This window comes from Sodalis sp. RH19, assembly GCF_047324215.1.
Taxonomy (GTDB): Bacteria; Pseudomonadota; Gammaproteobacteria; order Enterobacterales; family Enterobacteriaceae; genus Acerihabitans.
Window position 1 is genome coordinate 522,783 of sequence record NZ_CP178734.1, and the last position, 16,777, is coordinate 539,559.

Consider the following 16,777-nt stretch of genomic DNA (forward strand, 5'->3'; position numbering starts at 1 on the left):
TTTCTCATATAATGATTATTGGAGTTGCTGCGTTTTAAAACAATAGTTCCCCTGAGAGGGAGAAATTAACGTTCTCCCCCTTCGCATCATGCTGCTTGAACTTAAGGTGGCGCGTTAAACCGCCGCGCTAACGGTAAAGAATGAAAAATTGGCCGTGCCGGCCTGGCCGTCTCCTTTATTGCGCGCCACGGCAAACAAACCGGCTTTTGCTCCTACCCATTTCCCCGGACCGGCGGCAAATGCGGTGGGCAGCAAGGTAAAAGCCTGGCCATCAGCGCCGTAGGAAAACGTACAGATGGCATCCCGCCTGACGGTAATGCGCAAATAGAGCGGCGTGGCGTCCGGCCAGGGTACCAGGTCGCGCTTGGAGATATTGACCTCGCCGCCATCGCCCCGCCAGCCTGTATCCCAGGTCAGGCAATACCGGCCTTGGGACCGCTGCACACTGAGGGCGGCGTAACGTTCGCCATAGATAATAATGCCGGCCTGCTCGCCGTCATGGCGTAGGTCCGCCGTCATGCGGGTGGTAAGGGTAAATTCCCGGGCGGGGAATTTCTGCAGCAAGAGATTGGCAGCATCATAGAGCGAAGGCTGGCCGTCGCGCAGCGGCAGGTGTTCGCAGGCTAAGTGGAGGCCCCGGTTATCCAGGCTCGCCCAGTAGGGCTGGGGATTGGCCTGCCACTGCCATTGCAAGCCCGGACGGGCCGATAAGAAATCATCCGACGTGCGCGGTTCACAGGGCGCGCGGGAAAGAGCGGTTGCAGGTTTTACCCAACGTTCCACGGGTTCGCCGCAGGCGATCACCGGCCAGTCATCCACCCAGCGCAGGGGTTGCAGATGAACCAGGCGGCCATAGGTCCCGGCGTCCTGAAAATGCATAAACCAGCTTTCGCCATTATCAAGCTCCACCCAGCCGCCCTGATGCGGACCGTTGACTGCGGTATTGCCCTGGCTCAAGATTTTTCTTGCTTCATAAGGACCCTGGATGCTGCGCGCGCGCAGCACCGCCTGCCAGCCGGTGGCCACGCCGCCGGCCGGGGCGAAGATATAATACCAGCCGTGGCGCTTGTACAGTTTAGGCCCTTCAAGGGTCGGCAAGTCGGCGCTGCCGTCATAAAGCGCTTGTCCTTCGTCCAGCAGGGTCTGGCCATCCGGCGACATGGCGCACAGCTGCAGCCGATGTTTTATGCCGCTACGGCTATAAGCAAAGGCATGAACCAACCATGCCCGGCCGTCGTCGTCCCAGAAGGGGCAGGGATCGATCCAGCCTTTAGCCTGTTTCAGACAGTGCGGCGCTGACCATTCTCCCAGCGGGTCGGTTGTTCGGCACATAAAAATGCCCTCGTCAGGTGTGCTGAAAAACACCCAAAACAGGCCGGCGTGATAGCGGATGCTTGGCGCCCAAACTCCTTTCCCCGGCTGAAAGGCGTCATACCCCGGCAATGCCAGGCACGGTAATACATGGTTAACGATTTGCCAGTTGACCAGGTCGGTGGAGTGCAGGATCGGCAGCCCGGGCATATGATTAAAACTGGAGGCCACCAGATAAAAATCATCTCCGACGCGTACAATGTCCGGGTCCGAATAATCGGCATGTAGCACTGGATTCTGATAAGTTCCGTCACCCCGATCGGGGCGCCACGGGGAAAGCTCATTGTCATGCATGATTAATGTCCTTTGACGAAGATAAATGTCGCCGCGACGCAGTACCGCCCATTAAAGGCGATTCGCCAGCGGCTCGTCACCGGTAATAATGATATCGCCGGCCGCGGCCTGCGGTATCAGCTGGCGCTGCGCCAGGTCCGCCTGGATATTTGCCATGGTTTTATCATCGAGCTTATAGAAACGGGTCAGCCAATATAAGACCAGGTAAGACAGGCTGGGGCCGACGGTCAGCAAACCGATGATGCCGGTGGTGGCCAGAGCGCTTTGTGTCGTCGATCCGGCCTGGTAGCCAAACCAACCCAGGGAAAATCCCACCAGCGCGCCCGCCACCGCCATGCCCAGTTTCAGCGCGAACAAATTGCCGGAGAAAGAAAGGGCGGTTATGCGCCGGCCGGTTTTCCATTCACCGTAATCCGCGGCATTGGCCATCATATTCCATTTAAAGGGCTGATACATTTGATGGAAAAAGCCAATCAGGAAATAAAGCGGGAACACGACGCTTAGCCATTTCGGCGGCATAAAGAACATAATCACGCCGGTGAGAACCAACAGTAAATTAATGTTTTTAAACATGCTGACCGCATTAAAGCGTTTAGCGAAAAAGCCGGCTGCCATTGCGCCGAGAATGGTGCCTACGACGCTGGTGGTAATAAACGCCGTTTTCATCGCCGTGCCTGTCAGGTCGGAATGCTGCGGATCAAGCATTAGGTAAGTGGCGTAATAGAGCGTGGCGGCGCTGCGCATGACGCCGGCCATGCTGGAAAAGAACGTGATGATGGCCACGATGCGCCACTGATCGTTGGATAGCAGATTTTTTAGATCGCTTAATACGGTTTCATTGCCGCGTGCCTGCGGGTTGATTTGTTCCTGGGTAGTAAAAAAACAGATAAACAGCATAATGACCGCGAGGACACCCATGACCGCCATCGTACATTGATAGCCCAGTTGTTTATTTCCTTTGCCGAACCAGTCCACCAGCCATAATGTGCCGATGGAAACCACCAAACCCGCCGCCGATGAAATGGTAAAACGATAGGATTGGGCGGAAAGGCGATCTTTTTCATCCGAAGTGATGACCCCGCCGAGAGAGCAATAAGGAATATTGATAAAGGTATAGAACAGCATTAACAGCGTATAGGTAATATAGGCATAGACTAGTTTGCCGGTGCCGGTGAGTTCGGGCGTGGTAAAAGTGAGCACCGCAATAACGGCATATGGAACGGCAAACCATACCAGCCAGGGCCGGAAATGTCCCCATCGGGTGCGTACCCGATCCGCTAATAAGCCTGTCAGCGGATCCGATACTGCATCTAAAATACGGGTTACCAGGAACATAATGCCGACCGCGGCCGCTGATATACCATATATATCCGTGTAAAAATAAGTCAGAAACATGGTTACCGACGAATAAACGATGCCACATGCGGCATCTCCCATGCCAAAACCCATTTTTTGCCAAACCGTGAGTTTTTTTATTCTTATCATCATTCATCTCCAGTTAAATGAAAAATCATCTTTTTAGCGCCGCCATTTTATGGATTATTAACAACTGCAACTATTGTAAATTTATGTATGAGCATTATGATTTTTGTTAAATGAGATTATTATCACAAATCGCATGCATCCAGGTAGGTGCGATTTTATGAAAATTAATAAAATAAAATATTAAAAATCAATACGTTATGATTATTCTTGCGGTTATAGTTATTGGTCCTTTAACTTTTGGAGAAAAATCATCCCACGGGTAGAATCAACATTCTATGGACGCTTAAATGTGATATTGATCACACTATAAAGGAGGATTACGCACAAGATATCATACCAATTGTAAAAGCATTCATTTCTCAGAGGTGTAATAGGTATAACAACAGTCGCCATTTTAACCGCCTGCGCCCGGCGTAAAACCGGTCCCCGGCAGAATGGGTATGAGTTTTGGGTGGGGTTTTAATCATGGATTCATCCGCAGGATAATTTCTATTTTGGTAAATATCATTCACCCAGAGAAATATCAGTATTCATTTAACCGGGTGAATATAATATCTTCTTTTACCGAAGTGGATTTATATTTCACGCCCCTTTAACACTTTACGCAGCCAAAAACGATTGGGACTTAATGCCGCCGACTGCGCCAGGCTTAGCGGCAGTGGCTCGCCGAATATCTGGCCGGCCAGGATCTCCGCCGCCAAGGGGGCGGTGCATAAACCGCGCGACCCCAGGCCGCCCAGCATAAACAGATTGGCATACACCGGCGCGTCCGCCACCGCCTCGCCGGCCAGCAGGCGTCCGGGCAGATCGCCATACGCGCGTTGGGTGGCGGCAAAATCCGGCACGCCGCCGAGCATGGGCAGATGATCCCTGGCGCTGCTGCGTATGCTGGCGCGTGCCTCGCCGGCGCTGACATCAACGCACTGTGCCCAGGATTGCCCGGGCAGGCAGGCGATTAACCGGTCGCGGTTGGCCCGCTGCTCATCGGGGCGGTAAGTCACGTCCTCGTCGTCGCGCCGGGCGCTGGCGCCCAGACAGTGGGAGCGAAAGCCGGGGCTTGCGGGCGTCAGGTAACCGTCATAACACAGCACCTGCTTCAAGGTCCGCAGCGCCGGCTGGTCGGCAACATAGCTGACCTGCCCGCGCACGCTGGTCAACGGCAGCCGGGCGGTAATAGGCCATTGCAGCATGCGGTGCCCGGCGGCCAGCACCACCGTGGCATGGCGGGCCTGGCGCCCCGCGCCGAAATCCAGCAACCAATCGTCCGCGCCGGCGTTTAATCCCCGCACCTCATGGCCGTAGTGCACCGCCATGCCGCGGGACTGCGCGCGCGCGATGATGCCGGCGGTGAATTGGGCGGGGTTGAGCCAGCCTCCCAGCGGATAGGTGACCCCGCCGCTGCCGGTGGCAAGCCCGGTCAGCGCGGGCATGTCTTCGCAGGCCACCGCGCTGATGAGCTGCGCGGGCCAGTCCGTGGCCAGGATTTGCCGCAGCTTGCGCCGGGATCGGTCGTCATAGGCCAGTTGCGTGACGCCGCACCACTGGTGCTCAAAGATGACCCCCTGGCGTGCGCACTCCTGGTAATAGTGGTGCGCGAAAGGAAAAGCGATAGCAAAAAACTGCGCCAGCTCGTCATCCTCATTATTCAGCAGTGGATATAAGGCGCCCTGGCGATTGCCTGACGCCCCCTGGGCCGGGCCGCTATCGGCGCAATAAAGAGTCACCCGCGACCCGCGGCGCTGCAGGGCCTCCGCCGCCAGGGCGCCGGCAATTCCCCCGCCGATAATCGCCACCTCAAGCGGGTCGCGCGCGGGGCGCCGGACGTACCAGGGCGCGCGCGGCGCTGTCGCCAGCGGCGCGGCCAGGCTGCCGGCCAGCATTTCCCGCTTGCGGCCGAAACCCGGCGGCTTAAGGACGGTAAATCCCGCCTGGCGCAGGCCGCGCCGCACAAATCCCGCGGCGGTAAAGGTGGCGAAGGTCCCCTGCGGCGCGGCGAATCGCACCATGGCGTGAAACAAGGCTTCGCTCCACATGCCGGCGTTTTTCGCCGGGGCGAAGCCGTCCAGGAACCAGGCATCCACCCGGCCGGACAGGCTGTCGTCCAGAAGCGGCAGCAACGCGTTGATCTCGCCATACCATAAATCCACCGTGACGGCGCCGTCCGCCAGGATCAGCCGGTGGCAACCGGGCGTCGGCAACGGCCAAAGGCTGCGCAGCCCGGCGGCATAGCCGGCCAGCTCCGGCCAGCGCGCATGGGCCTGCGCCATATCCTCGATTTTCAGGGGGAACTGCTCGAAGCTGATAAAGTGCAGGCGTCGCAGCGGCGCGTCGGGCCGCCGCCGTCTGAACTGGTCAAAGGCCTGCCACAGCGCCAGAAAGTTAAGTCCGGTGCCGAAGCCGTTTTCCGCCACCACCAACGATGCCCGCGTATGTTGTGCAAACCGCTCCGGCAGTCCGTTGCCGGCTAAAAAAACATAGCGGGTTTCTTCCAGTCCATCCTGGCTGGAAAAGTAGATGTCATCAAACTGTCGGGATACAGGTGTACCGTCTTCATTCCAATTAAGGATGGCGTTGCAGATAGGCGCGCGATTCACGGCGTAAGACTCTTTTGTCAAGAAATGTTGAGATTTTAACGAGGTGTGCTTTGCGGCGCAAATTTTGCAAACTTCGTCTGATCGGACTTGTTCAGCGTACAACTGTACGCTAAAGTGCGTCACAGAATCTTATATATAAATACAAGAGGTATTAAATGAAACGTGCAGTGATTACCGGCCTGGGGATCTTATCGAGTATTGGTAATGACCAGAAAGAAGTCCTGGCATCTCTGCAACAAGGCCGCTCCGGAATCACTTTTTCCCAGGAATTGAAAGATTCCGGTATGCGCAGCCATGTGTGGGGGGATATTAAACTTGATACTAACGGGCTGATCGATCGTAAAATTGCGCGCTTCATGAGTGATGCCTCCATTTATGCCTACCTTTCCATGGAGCAGGCTATCCAGGATTCCGGGCTAAGCCCCGAGCAGGTTTCCAACGATCGCACCGGCCTCATCGTCGGTTCCGGCGGCGGCTCGCCGCGCAACCAGGTTGCCGGTTCCGACGGCATGCGCGCGCGCGGCCTGCGCGGCGTCGGCCCCTATATGGTCACCAAGGCCATGGCTTCCGGCGTGTCCGCCTGCCTGGCGACGCCGTTTAAAATCCGTGGCGTCAACTATTCCATCAGCTCCGCCTGCTCCACCTCCGCGCACTGTATCGGCAACGCGGTGGAAATGATCCAACTGGGCAAGCAGGACGTGGTGTTTGCCGGCGGCGGCGAGGAATTGTGCTGGGAAATGGCCTGCGAATTCGACGCCATGGGCGCGCTGTCTACCCGCTATAACGAGACCCCGGCCAGGGCGTCCCGTACCTATGACGTCAACCGCGACGGTTTTGTCATCGCCGGCGGCGGCGGTATCGTCGTGGTGGAAGAATTGGAACACGCGCTGGCGCGCGGCGCGCATATCTATGGCGAAATTATCGGGTACGGCGCCAACTCCGACGGCGCCGACATGGTGGCGCCTTCCGGGGAAGGGGCTATCCGCTGCATGCAGATGGCGCTGAAAGACGTCGATACCCCGATCGATTACCTCAACGTACACGGCACCTCCACGCCGGTGGGCGATGTCAAGGAACTGTGGGCCATCCGTGAAACCTTCGGCAGCCAGCAGCCGGCGTTTTCCTCCACCAAAGCCATGACCGGCCACTCCCTGGGCGCGGCGGGGGTGCATGAAACCATCTATACCCTGCTGATGCTGGAGCATAACTTCATCGCGCCGAGCATTAATATCGATGAGCTCGATCCGCAGGCCGAAGGCATGAATGTCATCACCGCACCCACCGAGCGGCGGCTGACCACGGTAATGACCAACAGTTTCGGGTTCGGCGGCACCAACGCCACCCTGGTCATGCGCAAGTATCTCTAACGGGCCGATGCCCTTGGGCGTGCGTTAGGCAACGTCTATCGGGCATGCGGGAATATCCTCTCCCTGACCGTAATTAAAAAACCATCCTGCCGGCGTGTCCGCATGCAGGATGGTTTTTTTGTCGGCCAATCAGCTCAGATCAGGATCCAGATCAGCAACAGGACTCCGGCCACGGCAATCGCCATGATCCAGCGCGAGCGGATGGTTTTTGCCGCCGGCGTCATCGGTTCGGTGGCGATAAGCGGGCTCATGGCCGGCTGCAGCAGACGGGGGTCGGGGGTTTGATGCTGGCTTTGCGTGCGGGTAAGGCGATAGATAAACAGGAACTGCATTACCGCGCCCACCTGCGCCGGCGTCAGCACGCTCTGGGGCAGCGCGTTGAAATGCTGTTGGCAGTACGCTTCTATTGCCTGCTGTTCATCGCTATTGGTCGGCTGTTTCAGGGTGGCCTGCACCGATGCCAGGGTAGGGGAGGCCTGCTGCGACAGCGTCATATGTCCCTGCAGAAATTGCATCAGCAGCTGGAAATGGCGCGCCGGGATAGGATCGCCCGCTTTCAGGCCCATCATGGTCATCACGCTTTGCCAGATTTCCGCCGGGGATTCGCCGGTGACCGCCGCCAGGCGGGTAATCTGCTGGTTCAGGGCATGATGTTCGGCCGGCAACAGCGTGCGATCGGTAATGGCGGACTGCTGTGGCTGCGGGATATTCAGCTGGCCGTTTTGCAGTAACGCCACCACCTGCAGCAACTGCTCGGGGCCAAGCTGGCTTAGCACGGTATGACCATATTCCCGGCGAATAAAATCACTGACCGCCTGGCGGTTGTTACCCTGGGGCAGCAGTTCGGTGAGCTGTTGCATAAGCTGGCGCCCGGCGTGGGTTTGCTGTGCCTGGCCCAGCCTGGTTTGCAGCAGCTGTTCGGCGGGCTGGAAATGGCCCGCCGTCAGCTCGCCGTCGTTGGCGATATTCAATTGATGGCGCAATGCGGCCCAGATCTCCGGGGCCTTGCTGTTGCTTAACGCCATGATCTTGATAATCAGACGTTCCAGGGCGGTGCGTTGCGCCGTGGTCAGCGGCTTTTCACTCTCCGGCCCTAAAGGTGCGCTGCCCGCGGCGCCATGGGGCGGATCGCCCTGTAAAGGTGTACCGGGGCCACTTACAGGTTGCATATGACTCATCCTTTAGCATAGGGCGCTGTCGTCCAGCCCGGCCATAGCAACTGCGTTATGGCATCGTGCGCTCAGATCAACAATGCGGCGAATGATAACAAGCCGCCGTGGCTTGCGGTAGCGGCACGCGTCAGGAAGGCATTTTCTGCTCTTTACCTGGCCTGCGTATCAGGGGAATGCGCAGCCGTTGTGCCAATATAACTCCCAACAGTGTAATCCCACCGCCGACGACGTGATAGCTGTGCAGTCGCTCATGTAAAAAAAGTACCGCGATGGCGGCGGTAAACAGCGGCGCCAGGTTCATAAATATCGACGCGGTATTGGCACCCAGCCGCATTACCCCCTGGATCCACAGGTAAGGCGCGATCAGGGACGCGGCGATACCGGCAAAGATCACCAGCGGAATATTGCGCGCGGTCAGGCCAACGTCCGGCGCCAGCAGGAACCCCGGCAGCAGGAGCAGCACGCCGAACGCCACCTGGATATAAAGCGATTGCCAATTGGGCAGCGGTATCGTCCAGCGCCGGGTCAGTACCCCGTACAGGGCATAGGACGCGGATGCGCCTATCATCATCAGCTCGCCGCCGCCCATGCCGTGGCTCAGCAGCACCCGCGGATGCCCCGCGCTGACCAGCCAGACCAGGCCGCCGAACGAGAGCAGGGTGCCCAGCAAGACGCCCAGCGTCGGCACGGCGCGCAGCAGCAGGATACTCAATAGCACCGTCAGCAGCGGAATCAGCGAATTCAGTATCCCCATAAACAGTGCGCTCACGCTGTGCGCGGCATAATAAGCCAGGCTTTGGTACAACACCATGCCCAGCAGGCCAAGCACCAGCAGGCGCCAGCCCTGGGCGCGCACGACGCGGCGGTTGCGCAGCACGCCGGGCAGGACAAAGGGCGTCAGTATCACCAGGGCCACCAGCCAACGGTAAAAGGAAATCGCCGCCGGGTCGATGGCGCTGGCGGACATTTTGCTGACGATGGCGTTGACCGACCAGATCAGCACGGCCAGCAGGGGATAAAAAATAGTCATGCGACGGTCCTTTTAACGTCAATCCGCCATGATACGGTTCTCAGAGTAGCCTGGCGGATAAAAGGGTTTTTCTTAGGGCATCCTAAACATAAGCGGGCAATAATAATACGGTATTAATATGTTGTGCCAATCCCGTGCGCGATAGCATTGGGATTTTTCCCCGTTCGGTGGCAAAATATTCCCCCTTTTTAACACGCAGGCCGCTGGCTTCCGGAGTCGGATGTGAAAATACTGGTCGATGAAAACATGCCCTATGCCCACGAATTGTTCAGCCGGTTGGGCGAGGTCGTGCCGGTTGCCGGACGCCAGCTGTCGGCCGCAGCGCTTGCGGGCGCCGATGCGCTGATGGTGCGCTCGGTCACTCAGGTTAACGCCGGGCTCCTGGCCGGCAGCGGCGTGAAATTCGTCGGCACGGCGACCGCGGGCACCGATCATGTGGATGAAGCCTGGCTGGAGCAGGCCGGCATCGCTTTTTCCGCCGCGCCGGGTTGTAATGCCGTCGCGGTGGTGGAGTATGTTTTTTCCTCCCTGCTGATGCTGGCGGAGCGCGACGGCTTTTCCCTGCGTGATAAAACCGTCGGCATTATCGGCGCAGGCAACGTGGGTGGGCGGCTCGATCGCCGCCTTAAGGCGCTGGGCATCCGCACCCTGTTGTGCGATCCTCCGCGCGCCGATCGGGGCGATGACGGGGATTTCCATCCGCTGGCAACCCTGGTGCGCGAGGCGGACGTGCTGACGTTCCATACCCCCTTGAACATGTCCGGGCCTTATCGCACCTGGCATCAGGTGGATGCGGAACTGCTGGCGGCGCTGCCCGACGGCCGTATTTTAATCAATGCCTGCCGCGGCGCGGTGGTGGATAACGCCGCGCTGCTGGCCGCCCTGGAGCACGGGAAAAAAATGCGCGCCGTGCTTGATGTCTGGGAACCGGAGCCGGCGCTGTCGCCATCGCTGCTGTCTCGTGTCGATATCGGCACGCCGCATATTGCCGGCTATACGCTCGAAGGCAAGGCGCGCGGCACCACCCAGGTTTTCGAGGCATACAGCGCTTTTCTCGGCACGCCGCTGCGGGCGCCGCTCGGCGAGCTGTTGCCCCGGCCGTCGGTAGAGCGGGTACGGTTGCACGGCGGCCTTGACGAGGCGATGCTCCGCCAGTTGGTCCATCTGGTGTATGATGTGCGCCGCGATGATGCGTCCCTGCGCCGGGTGGCGGCCATGCCGGGAGAATTCGACCGGCTGCGCAGGCAGTACCATGACCGACGCGAATGGTCGTCGCTGTGTGTTGAAAGCGATGACGCCGCGGCGGCGGCGACGCTGCGCGAACTCGGTTTTAACGCCCTGCTGGCCGGCGCCCGCTAGACACCCGACCGTACCTATACCCTAACGTGAAGTATGGCTGGTATAACCTTATTGCGCGGGCAGGCTCTGCCTCCCCGCCCCGATGATGCATTGCTTTGGAGAGTTGTTATGTCTGACGGCTGGAATATCGCCCTTTTGGGCGCAACAGGCGCGGTCGGTACGGCGCTGCTGGAATTGCTGCAAGAGCGGCAGTTCCCGGTAGGTGAACTGTTTTTACTGGCCAGCGAGCGCAGCGCCGGTGAAACCCTGCGTTACGACGGCAAAAGTATCCTGGTCGCCGACGCCGCGCAGTTTGACTGGACTCAGGCGCAACTGGCTTTTTTCGTGGCGGGCAGCGGCGCCAGCGCGCTTTATGCTGAACCCGCCGCCGCCGCGGGCTGCGTGGTTATCGATTCCAGCGGCCTGTTCGCACTGGAGCCGGACGTGCCGCTGGTGGTGCCCGGCGTCAATGACGCGGTGCTGGCGGATTATCGCAACCGCAACCTGGTGGCGGTCGCCGACAGCCTGACCAGCCAGCTGCTGCTGGCGGTGAGGCCGCTTACCGACCTGGCCGGCATCGCCCGGCTGCATGTCGTCAACCTGCTCTCCGCTTCCGGCCAGGGCAAGGCGGCGGTGGACGCGTTGGCGGGCCAAAGCGCCAGGCTGCTGAACGGCCTGCCCACCGAGCCGGGCTTCTTCAGCCGCCAGTTGGCGTTTAATATGTTGCCTCTGGTGGCGGACGAACTGGGCAGCGTCCAGGTTGAGCGGCGCCTGGTGGATGAAGTGCGCAAGGTTCTGCAGGACGAGGGATTGCCGATTGCGGTCAGCAGCGTCCAGGCCCCGGTATTTTACGGCCACGCCCAGATGGTGCATCTGGAAACCCAGCGGCCGATGGGCCCTGAGGAAGCGCGCGACGCGTTAACGGCGGGCGAAAGCATCAATGTCAGCGAGGAAGGGGAGTATCCCACCCAGGTGGAGGATGCCTCGGGACAGGCGCACCTTAGCATCGGCTGCCTGCGCAACGATTACGGCATGCCGGATCTGCTGCAATTCTGGTCGGTGGCGGATAATGTCCGCTTCGGCGGCGCGCTGATGGCGTTGCTGACCGCGGAGCTGCTGGTGGCGGAGTACTTTTATTAATGTCCCGGGAAGTATTCGCCGGTCAGCCGGCAACGTCCAGGATAGCGCTGGGCATTGAATATGACGGCAGCCGTTTCTACGGCTGGCAGCGCCAGTCGGAAGTCGTCAGCGTCCAGTCTTGCCTGGAGCAGGCCTTATCCAAAGTCGCCAACGAGCCGATCGCGGTGCAGTGCGCCGGGCGTACCGACGCGGGAGTGCACGCCACCGGCCAGGTGGTGCATTTCGACACCGGCGCGCGGCGCGAAGACTCCGCCTGGACCCTGGGCGTTAACGCCAACCTGCCGCCGGACGTGGCGGTGCGCTGGGTCCGCGCCGTCGCGGGCGAATTTCACGCGCGTTTTAGCGCCACGGCGCGTCGTTACCGCTATATTATCTATAATCATCCTTATCGCCCGGCAATTTTATCCCGGGGCGTGACGCATTATTACCATCAGCTGGATGCGGATATCATGGAGCGGGCGGGGCAATGTCTGCTGGGCGAACATGATTTTACATCGTTCCGCGCCCTGCAGTGCCAGTCGCGCACGCCCTGGCGCAATCTAAAACATCTGCAGGTCACGCGCCACGGCGCTTATATCGTGGTGGATATCAAGGCCAACGCTTTCCTGCATCATATGGTGCGTAATATCGTGGGCAGCCTGATGGAAATAGGCTGCGGCAACCGTCCGCTGGAGTGGATGAACGAATTACTGGAAGCACGGGATCGCGCCCTGGCCGCCGCTACTGCCAGGGCGGAAGGGCTTTATCTGGTGGCGGTGGACTACCCTGGCCAGTTCGATTTGCCGTATCCTCCCATGGGACCGTTATTCCTGCTGGATTGACGGTACTGAACATATCATTTGCGCTTCCGGAATTCTGAACATGGAATTTATAAGATTTATTATTGATTTTATTCTGCATATTGACGTCCATCTGGCGGAATTGGTGGCGCAGTACGGCATCTGGGTCTACGCCATCCTGTTTCTCATTCTGTTTTGTGAAACCGGTCTGGTGGTGACGCCCTTCCTGCCCGGCGATTCGCTGCTGTTTGTCGCGGGCGCGCTGGCGGCTTTGCCGAGCAACAGCCTGGATGTGCATCTGATGGCGCTGCTGATGGCCGCCGCCGCGATATTGGGCGATGCGGTCAACTACACCATCGGGCGGCTGTTCGGTGAAAAACTGTTCAGTAATCCCCATTCCAGGATTTTCCGCCGCAGCTACCTGGACAAGACCCACCAGTTCTACGCGCGTCACGGTGGTAAAACCATTATCCTGGCCCGGTTTGTGCCGATTGTCAGGACGTTCGCGCCCTTCGTCGCCGGCATGGGACATATGTCCTATCGCCATTTCGCCCTGTTCAATATTACCGGCGGCGTCATATGGGTAGTCCTGTTTACCTATGCCGGTTACCTGTTCGGCGATCTGCCGGTGGTGCAGGAAAACTTGAAATTATTGATTGTCGCCATCATTCTGCTGTCTATCCTGCCCGGGGTGATTGAGGTATGGCGCCACAGGCGCGCCGCCGCCCGCAGATAAACGCGCGGGATTTGTCCGCGCCATGGATGATTTGTGAGCGACGGGCAGAGTTTTCTATCCCAACTCGTTGGCGGTTATGGTTTAATGGGCGACATTTTCAAAGGCTCTTCATCGCGCCGTCCAGGCGCGTTGAATAAGGCGGCGGCAAGACAACGACGGACGTCCTGCCGCGCCGCGGCCAAGGTATGAATAGCGGACTGGCGCTTGCCAGGTTCAAACAGAAAGGTTATCGATGAGCTGGATTGAACGAATACTTAACAAGAGCACTATCACCCCGGCGCGCAGGGCGAATATCCCCGAAGGCGTATGGACCAAGTGTGATAGCTGCGGGCAGGTACTCTACCGTGCCGAGCTTGAGCGCAACCTCGAGGTCTGCCCCAAATGCGATCATCATATGCGCATGACCGCCCGCGCCCGCCTGCATGCCTTTTTGGATAAAGGCAGCGAGGTGGAGTTGGGCAGCGAGCTGGAACCCCGGGATATCCTGAAGTTCAAGGACTCGAAAAAATACAAAGATCGCCTGGCGGCGGCGCAAAAGGCCACCGATGAAAAAGACGCGCTGGTGGTAATGAAAGGCACCCTATACGCTATGCCGGTGGTCGCGGCGTCTTTTGAATTCGCCTTTATCGGCGGCTCTATGTCGTCGGTGGTCGGGGCGCGTTTTGTCCGTGCCGTCGAGCAGGCGCTGGAAGACGAATGCCCGCTGGTCTGCTTTTCCGCCAGCGGCGGCGCCCGTATGCAGGAAGCGCTGATATCGCTGATGCAGATGGCGAAAACCAGCGCCGCGCTGGCGAAGCTGCGCGCGCGCCGTTTGCCTTATATTTCGGTGCTTACCGATCCGACCATGGGCGGCGTATCCGCAAGTCTCGCCATGCTCGGCGATTTGAATATCGCCGAACCCAAGGCGCTGATAGGTTTTGCCGGGCCGCGCGTCATTGAACAAACGGTACGGGAAAAACTGCCGGCCGGGTTCCAGCGCAGCGAATTCCTGCTGGAGAAAGGCGCCATTGATATGATTATCCGCCGGCCGGAGATGCGCCTTAAACTGGCGGGACTGCTGGCCAAAATGACCGGCAGGCCGCAGCCGGAAGCGGAACATTCCCATGAGGCGAGGCCTGAGACGATCCACGAAGAGCGTCCGGACGAAGTCTGAGGACGGGGCCTATGGAAAACCTTGTTGCTCCACAAGCCACCTCGCCGCTGGCGGCGTGGCTGCATTATCTTGAACGCCTGCACGCCAAGACCATCGACCTCGGCCTGGATCGGGTAGGCCTGGTCGCCGCCGATATGGCCCTGCTGCGTCCCGCCCCCCGGGTTATTACCGTCGCGGGCACCAATGGCAAAGGCACCACCTGCCGGCTGATCGAGGCGGTATTGCTGGCCGCGGGATTCAAGGTCGGCGTCTACAGCTCTCCCCATCTGCTGCATTATACCGAACGGGTGCGCATCCAGGGGCGGGAACTGCCCGAGGCGCAGCACAGCGCGGCCATGGCGGCGGTTGAAGCGGGGCGCGGCGCCACTTCCCTAAGTTATTTCGAGTTCGGCACCCTGGCGGCCTTTTGGCTGTTCAAGCAGGCACGGCTGGACGTGGCGGTGCTCGAGGTCGGCCTGGGCGGGCGGCTGGATGCCACCAATATCGTTGATGCCGATGTGGCGGTGATCACCAGCATCGCCCTTGATCATACCGAACTGCTGGGGCCGGATCGCGAGAGTATCGGCCGGGAAAAAGCCGGTATCCTGCGGGCGGGCCGCCCGGCTGTGGTCGGCGAACCGGATCGACCCGCCTCAATCGACAGCACGGCGCTCGCCGTGGGCGCGCTGCTGTACTGCCGCGATCGCGACTGGCGCTTCAGCCGGGACGGCGATACCTGGGACTGGCGCGACCAGCAGTCGGCGCTGACCGGATTGCCGCTGCCGCTGATTCCGCTGGAAAATGCCGCCACCGCCCTTGCGGCGCTCCGGCGTTTTCCCCTGCCGGTCTCCGACCAGGCCATCCGCCGGGGACTCGCCGAGGCGTCCCTGCCGGGCCGTTTCCAGGTCGTCGGCCAACGGCCGCTGCGCATCCTGGATGTGGCGCATAATCCACACGCCGCCGGGTATCTGGCGCAACGGCTGGCAACCCTGAAAATCCGGGGGAAAGTGCGCGCCGTGGTGGGCATGCTGGCCGACAAGGATATTGCCGGCACCCTGGGCTGCCTGCGCGGGCAGGTGGCTGAATGGTATTGCGCCACCCTGATTGACGCGCGCGGCGCCACCGCGGCGCAGCTGGCGGCCCATCTCGATCATGCCCGGCAATTTGACGATGTGGCCTCGGCCTGGCGACAGGCGTTGCAGGATGCCGACGCCGATGACTGCGTGCTGGTGTTTGGTTCATTTCATACCGTGGCGCCGATCGTTGCGATAACAGACCCGGAGAAAGAACGTGGCGAGTAAGTTTCAAAACCGCTTGGTGGGAACCATCATCATCGTCGCCTTGGGGGTTATTGTCCTGCCCGGGCTGCTGGATGGCAAAAAAAAGCACTACCAGGACGAGTTTGCCGCTATTCCCCTGGTGCCTAAACCCGGCGACAGCGACGAGGCGGATGCCTCGCCGCAGGCCAACCAGGCCCTGCCCAGCCAGCCGCCGGAAGGCGCGGGGGCGGCGGTAGAGCAGGCCAGCCAGGCGCCGGATGCGGACGACTCCGACACGCCGGACGCCCCGCAGCCAGCGTCGCCGCCGGTGAAGGCAGCGCCCAAGGCCCCGCCGCGCGAGACGGTAAAGGCCGCACCGGCCAAACCCACCGCCGCCGCCCGCCAGGAGCCGGTCAAACCCACCGCGCGACCTGAGCAAGCCAAACCCGTCGCCGCGCCCGCGCCGCGCATGGAACCGGCCAAGCCGGCCGCGAAACCCGAGGCCCGCACGGAAATCGCCGAGGCCAAACCCGTTGCGCCGCGCACGGACGCGGCCCCTGAAGCCAAACCGGTCGCCGCGCCTAAGCCGGTGGAAAAGGAAACCCCGGAACAGGCGCCACAGGGACAAGCCTGGGTAGTGCAGCTCGGGGCGCTGAAAAACGCGACCAAGGTAACGGAAATTGTCGGCAAGCTGCGCTTGTCCGGTTACCGGGTCTATACCGTGCCGTCGACGCCGGTGGCGGGGCAGATTACACGCATTTTCGTCGGGCCGGACGCATCGAAGCAAAAGCTGCAAAGCTCGCTGCCTGAAATGAACCAGCTCAGCGGCCTGAGCGGCCAGCTGCGGGCTTACCAGCCCCGGTAATAGATATGCGGCAGGCCCGCTCGCACCGTCCTTGCACAGGGCGCGTTAAAGGGAGAGCGTGCCAATGGGGTCGAATCGGGCGTGGTGTTCCCGCCCGACCGAGCGCCCCATGGCGCGGCAGGCCCGCTAGCACCGTCCTTGCACAAGGCGTGTTAAAGGAAGAGCGTGCCAATGGGGTCGAATCGGGCGTGGTGTTCCCGCCCGACCGAGCGCCC

The 16,777-nt window shown here is 60.1% G+C and carries 13 protein-coding genes; 8 read left to right on the forward strand and 5 right to left on the reverse strand.

Annotated elements, in window-relative coordinates:
• Positions 1–114: 114 nt before the first annotated feature.
• The 3 genes from ACL2XF_RS02485 to mnmC all read right to left on the reverse strand — a co-directional run bounded on the left by ACL2XF_RS02485 (position 115) and on the right by mnmC (position 5,744).
• Entirely contained in the window at positions 115–1,665 is a 1,551-nt protein-coding gene (locus tag ACL2XF_RS02485; protein ID WP_413727934.1) for a glycoside hydrolase 43 family protein, read from the reverse strand.
• Between the two features lie 51 nt (positions 1,666–1,716).
• Positions 1,717–3,150 carry a glycoside-pentoside-hexuronide (GPH):cation symporter gene (locus tag ACL2XF_RS02490; protein ID WP_413728756.1) on the reverse strand — a complete coding sequence of 478 codons (1,434 nt, stop codon included), beginning with the start codon at positions 3,148–3,150 and terminating at the stop codon, positions 1,717–1,719.
• A 575-nt stretch (positions 3,151–3,725) separates the two neighbouring features.
• Entirely contained in the window at positions 3,726–5,744 is a 2,019-nt protein-coding gene (gene mnmC / locus ACL2XF_RS02495; RefSeq protein WP_413727935.1) for a bifunctional tRNA (5-methylaminomethyl-2-thiouridine)(34)-methyltransferase MnmD/FAD-dependent 5-carboxymethylaminomethyl-2-thiouridine(34) oxidoreductase MnmC, read from the reverse strand.
• 155 nt (positions 5,745–5,899) lie between these two features.
• Between mnmC and fabB the strand changes: the two genes are divergently transcribed.
• Positions 5,900–7,111 (forward strand): beta-ketoacyl-ACP synthase I, encoded by a 1,212-nt coding sequence (fabB, locus tag ACL2XF_RS02500; RefSeq protein WP_413727936.1) that lies wholly within the window; start codon positions 5,900–5,902, stop codon positions 7,109–7,111.
• Between the two features lie 134 nt (positions 7,112–7,245).
• Here fabB and flk read toward each other — a convergent pair whose 3' ends face one another.
• Both flk and ACL2XF_RS02510 read right to left on the reverse strand, forming a co-directional pair.
• Positions 7,246–8,280: a flagella biosynthesis regulator Flk gene (gene flk, locus ACL2XF_RS02505; protein ID WP_410014180.1), complete on the reverse strand. Its 1,035-nt coding sequence runs from the start codon at positions 8,278–8,280 to the stop codon at positions 7,246–7,248.
• A gap of 130 nt (positions 8,281–8,410) precedes the next feature.
• Positions 8,411–9,313: a DMT family transporter gene (locus tag ACL2XF_RS02510; protein ID WP_410014181.1), complete on the reverse strand. Its 903-nt coding sequence runs from the start codon at positions 9,311–9,313 to the stop codon at positions 8,411–8,413.
• A gap of 222 nt (positions 9,314–9,535) precedes the next feature.
• On the opposite strand from ACL2XF_RS02510, the gene pdxB reads away from it, so the two are divergent.
• The 7 genes from pdxB (at position 9,536) to dedD (ending at position 16,562) form a co-directional block, all read left to right on the forward strand.
• Entirely contained in the window at positions 9,536–10,672 is a 1,137-nt protein-coding gene (gene pdxB / locus ACL2XF_RS02515; RefSeq protein ID WP_410014182.1) for a 4-phosphoerythronate dehydrogenase PdxB, read from the forward strand.
• Between the two features lie 108 nt (positions 10,673–10,780).
• Positions 10,781–11,791, forward strand: coding sequence for an aspartate-semialdehyde dehydrogenase (locus ACL2XF_RS02520; RefSeq protein ID WP_410014183.1), 1,011 nt, complete (start codon positions 10,781–10,783; stop codon positions 11,789–11,791).
• A complete protein-coding gene (truA, locus tag ACL2XF_RS02525) occupies positions 11,791–12,612 on the forward strand; it encodes a tRNA pseudouridine(38-40) synthase TruA (protein ID WP_410014184.1) in 822 nt (273 codons plus the stop codon). Before ACL2XF_RS02520 ends, truA begins: the two co-directional genes overlap by 1 nt.
• Positions 12,613–12,652: 40 nt before the next feature.
• Positions 12,653–13,306 (forward strand): DedA family protein, encoded by a 654-nt coding sequence (locus ACL2XF_RS02530; protein ID WP_410014185.1) that lies wholly within the window; start codon positions 12,653–12,655, stop codon positions 13,304–13,306.
• A 232-nt stretch (positions 13,307–13,538) separates the two neighbouring features.
• Entirely contained in the window at positions 13,539–14,459 is a 921-nt protein-coding gene (accD, locus tag ACL2XF_RS02535; RefSeq protein WP_410014186.1) for an acetyl-CoA carboxylase, carboxyltransferase subunit beta, read from the forward strand.
• A gap of 11 nt (positions 14,460–14,470) precedes the next feature.
• Positions 14,471–15,739, forward strand: a complete 1,269-nt coding sequence (gene folC / locus ACL2XF_RS02540; protein WP_410014187.1) for a bifunctional tetrahydrofolate synthase/dihydrofolate synthase — start codon at positions 14,471–14,473, stop codon at positions 15,737–15,739.
• Positions 15,729–16,562 carry a cell division protein DedD gene (gene dedD / locus ACL2XF_RS02545; RefSeq protein ID WP_413723339.1) on the forward strand — a complete coding sequence of 278 codons (834 nt, stop codon included), beginning with the start codon at positions 15,729–15,731 and terminating at the stop codon, positions 16,560–16,562. Before folC ends, dedD begins: the two co-directional genes overlap by 11 nt.
• Positions 16,563–16,777 lie beyond the last annotated feature (215 nt).